The sequence below is a fragment of the Thioalkalivibrio sp. ALRh genome, from assembly GCF_000381425.1.
GTDB lineage: Bacteria > Pseudomonadota > Gammaproteobacteria > Ectothiorhodospirales > Ectothiorhodospiraceae > Thioalkalivibrio.
Genome location: NZ_KB906531.1, coordinates 1 through 3,767, shown reverse-complemented (window position 1 = coordinate 3,767; position 3,767 = coordinate 1). Strand labels below are relative to the sequence as shown.

4 protein-coding genes are annotated in these 3,767 nt (G+C 65.4%); all 4 read left to right on the top strand.

The window, feature by feature from the left end:
• The first annotated feature begins 166 nt into the window (after positions 1-166).
• The 4 genes from F791_RS0113100 to F791_RS0113085 all read left to right on the top strand — a co-directional run bounded on the left by F791_RS0113100 (position 167) and on the right by F791_RS0113085 (position 3,641).
• Positions 167-1,129, top strand: coding sequence for an NAD-dependent epimerase/dehydratase family protein (locus F791_RS0113100; RefSeq protein WP_081622330.1), 963 nt, complete (start codon positions 167-169; stop codon positions 1,127-1,129).
• Between the two features lie 252 nt (positions 1,130-1,381).
• A complete protein-coding gene (locus tag F791_RS0113095; protein WP_019583480.1) occupies positions 1,382-1,630 on the top strand; it encodes a helix-turn-helix domain-containing protein in 249 nt (82 codons plus the stop codon).
• Positions 1,630-2,943 (top strand): type II toxin-antitoxin system HipA family toxin, encoded by a 1,314-nt coding sequence (locus tag F791_RS0113090; RefSeq protein ID WP_019592752.1) that lies wholly within the window; start codon positions 1,630-1,632, stop codon positions 2,941-2,943. The genes F791_RS0113095 and F791_RS0113090 overlap by 1 nt, the downstream gene beginning before the upstream one ends.
• A gap of 146 nt (positions 2,944-3,089) precedes the next feature.
• Positions 3,090-3,641: a sugar transferase gene (locus F791_RS0113085; RefSeq protein ID WP_026333045.1), complete on the top strand. Its 552-nt coding sequence runs from the start codon at positions 3,090-3,092 to the stop codon at positions 3,639-3,641.
• Positions 3,642-3,767 lie beyond the last annotated feature (126 nt).

Sequence of the window (3,767 nt, the reverse complement as noted above, 5' to 3'; positions counted from 1 at the left end):
AACGCCTACGAGCGAAAATGGACAGCCGAAACACCGATCGAGGTGTCCGAAATCACTTGACCACTACACGGAGCGTCGGGGCATGCGGGGAGGGCTGTGGCGGGAGCCGGTGGAACTGCGATGCCGGATGAAACGCTGGCGTGATCTGTGGTGGTGGGGTTGAAGGATGAACGTGAGCGGACAGAGGGTGTTGGTAACAGGAGCGACTGGCTTCGTGGGCGCCGCGGTGGTTGAACGGTTGGCGGTGGACGGGCGTCGGGTGCCGATTGCGGGGTGTCGGCGCAACGCGTTGGTGCCGGCGGGTGCGGAGCTGGCGGTAACGGCGTCGCTTGGCTCGGAAGCGGACTGGAGCGGCGCGCTGCAGGGTGTGGGGGCGGTGGTGCATGCGGCCGCCCGCGTGCATGTGATGGATGAGGATGCGGCCGATCCTCTGGCGGAGTACCGACGCGCCAATGTGGAGGGCACGCTGGCGCTGGCGCGGCAGGCGGCGCAGGCAGGTGTGCGGCGGTTTGTGTTCGTCAGCTCCATCAAGGTGAATGGGGAGCGGACTTCGGCTGGCAGTGCATTTTCCGCGGCGGATGCGCCGGCGCCGGTTGATCCGTACGGCGTTTCCAAGGCCGAGGCGGAAGCGGGGTTGTTCGCACTCGGCCGTGAGACGGGGATGGATATTGTGGTGGTGCGGCCGCCGCTGGTGTATGGGCCGGGCGTTGGCGGGAATTTCGCACGGATGATGCAGTGGGTGGCGCGGGGTGTGCCGCTGCCGCTGGGGGCGGTGGACAATCGGCGTTCGCTAGTGGGGCTGGATAACCTGGTGGATCTGCTGGTGACGTGTCTGGACCATCCGGCGGCGGCGAATCGGGTGTTTCTGGCGGGGGATGGGGAGGATCTTTCCACCACCGATCTGTTGCGCCGGGTGGCGGCGGCGATGGATCGGCGCGCGCGGTTGGTGCCGGTGCCGCCGGGGCTGTTGCGTGCCGGGGCGCGTGCGGTGGGGCGTGGGGAGATGGCGCGGCGGTTGCTGGATTCGTTGCAGGTGGATATTTCGGATACGCGGGAGACGCTGGGGTGGGAGCCGCCGGTGAGTGTGGATGAGGGGTTAAGGCGGGCGGTGGTGTCGTTGGTTGGGTAGGTTTGGGGGTTTTTCCGGCTTTGGCGGGGGCTTCGCGGGCGAGCCCGCTCCCACGGGGGGTGGCAGTCGGTGTAGGAGGCCAGCCCTCTGGCCGATGGGGCCTGTCCAACTTCCAATCGGCCAGGGGGCTGGCCTCCTACAGGGGGGGTGTTGTTTTGCGTGGGTGATCGGCCAGGGGGGCGGCGGGGTGCTTGGTTTATGGGTTGATTCCGATATTGATTGGTTATCGGTTTGGGCGCATAATCGGGCGTTATGACATTGCTTGCGCGAACACCTAAGCAGATTGGGACGATTGTGCGCCGGGTCCGGCGAAAGCAGGGCCTTACGCAGGCCGCGCTTGGCGAGAAGTCGGGCTTGCGCCAGGAGACGATCTCCCTGATCGAGAACGGGAACCCGGCCACCCGGTTGGAGACGTTGCTTGCGGTTCTGGCGGCGCTGGATCTGGAGTTTCAGGTTTCTCCCCGTGCGCGGTCGGCTGCGTCCATTGAAGAAATCTTCTGATGCCGCGCACGCGCCGCCATCCGCCGCTGCGTGTCTTGCTGAATGGTCGCCTGGTGGGGTTTCTGGAGAAGTCGGCGGCCGGGGCGATCCGGTTTCGGTATGACGCCAGCTGGCTAGGCTGGGAGCATGCGCTGCCGGTCTCGCTGTCGCTTCCGTTGCGGGAAGATGCCTACCACGGTGCGGCCGTGGCCGCGGTGTTCGAGAACCTGTTGCCGGATGCGGACGTCCTGCGGCGGCGTGTGGCCCAACGTGTGGGCGCCGCTGGGACGGATGCCTACAGCCTGCTGGCGGCGATCGGGCATGATTGTGTGGGGGCTTTGCAGTTTTCGCTGTCGGATGCGCAGGAGTCCGAGCCCGCTGGAGGGATTCGTGGGGAGCCGCTCGATGATAGGGGCGTCGAAGAGCTGCTGGGCGGTTTGGCACAGGCGCCGCTGGGTCTGGGCGACGACGATGCTTTCCGCATTTCGATTGCTGGTGCCCAGGAGAAGACGGCACTGCTGTGGCATGAGGGTCGCTGGCTCAAGCCCCATGGCTCGACGCCGACGACGCATATCCTGAAGCCCGCTATTGGGCAGTTACCCAACGGGCTGGATTTGTCGGACAGCGTGGAGAACGAGTTTTACTGCCTGCGATTGCTGGCGGCGTTCGGTCTCCCGGTCGCACGCGCAGAGATCGGACGCTTTGGGGGCGCCCGTGCGCTGGTAGTGGAGCGGTTTGATCGACACTGGGCGCGCGATGGGCGGTTACTGCGCTTGCCGCAGGAGGACTGCTGCCAGGCACTGGGCGTGCCGCCGAGCCGCAAGTATCAGAGCGAAGGTGGCCCCGGGCTGGTGGATGTGCTGGGGCTGTTGCGGGGCAGTGATACGCCGGGGGCGGACCAGGCGACAGTGCTGAAGGCGCAGATCCTGTTCTGGCTGATCGGCGCCACGGATGGGCACGCCAAGAATTTCAGTGTGTTCCTGCAACCCGGCGGCGGGTACCGGCTGACGCCGCTGTATGACGTGTTGACGATTTTACCTAGCGTGGCCAGCCGCCAGGTCGAGCGCAAGCAGGTTCGGCTGGCGCTCGCTGTGGGGCGGCGCAACCACTATCGGGTGGATGGCATCCAGGGTCGCCATTTTCTGCAGACGGGCGCTTCGGCCCGTCTGCCTGCGGCGATGGTGCACGAGGTCCTGGCATCCGTGGTTCTGCAGGCCCCATCCGCACTGGATCGAGTGGAATATGAATTGCCGGCGGGGTTCCCGGCTGGCATCCATGACGCCGTTCGGCGTTCGGTGGAAGCGGGTATTCAGTCGCTGGAGCGGGTTCTTTGAGGCCAGGCCCGCAGGGGGGCGGCACTCGGTGTAGGAGGCCAGCCCTCTGGCCGATGGGGCTTGTCCAACATCCAATCGGCCAGGGGGCTGTCCTCCTGCGGGGGGACCAGGGGACGGGGGTTATTAGTTGGGATTTGGGAGGCGTTTTGATTCGGGTTCTGGATGTGGTGCTGGCGTTGGTGGGGCTGGTTGCAGTGGCGCCGGTGATGGCGGTGTTGTGGGTGCTGGGCTGGCTGGAGTCGCGTTCGCCGCTGTTTCGGCAAGAGCGGGTGGGGCGGTATCAGCGGCCGTTTGTGCTGGTGAAGTTTCGGACGATGCGGCCGGATACGGCGTCGGTGGCGACGCATCTGGCGCAGGCCTCGTCGATTACGCGCTTGGGGCGCTTTCTGCGCAAAACGAAGCTGGATGAGTTGCCGCAGCTTTGGAATGTGCTGAAGGGGGAGATGAGCCTGGTAGGGCCGCGACCCTGTCTGGTGGGTCAGGTGGAGTTGATCGCGGCGCGGGAGGCGCGCGGGGTGTTTGCGGTGCGCCCGGGCATCACCGGGCTGGCGCAGGTGAACGGGATCGATATGTCGGACCCCGAGAGGCTGGCCGAGGTGGATGCGAAGATGATTGAGTCGCTGACGCTTGTGGGTTATTTCCGGTATCTGGTTTTGACGGTTACGGGGAAGGGTTCGGGGGATCGGGTTCGGGGTTAAGTTCCGTGGGGCCATTGGTGGTTTTCGGGGTTTGTGCTGGTCTAATTTTCGTGGACACCTCGATCGGTGGAATGATTGGGATCTGATCGAGGAGACGATATGGGACGCAGGAATTTTGATCCGGAG

Coding starts and splice junctions, on each gene's coding strand:
- F791_RS0113100 (WP_081622330.1), top strand. CDS start 167: ATGAACGTGAGCGGACAGAGGGTGTTGGTAACAGGAGCGACTGGCTTC.
- F791_RS0113095 (WP_019583480.1), top strand. CDS start 1,382: ATGACATTGCTTGCGCGAACACCTAAGCAGATTGGGACGATTGTGCGC.
- F791_RS0113090 (WP_019592752.1), top strand. CDS start 1,630: ATGCCGCGCACGCGCCGCCATCCGCCGCTGCGTGTCTTGCTGAATGGT.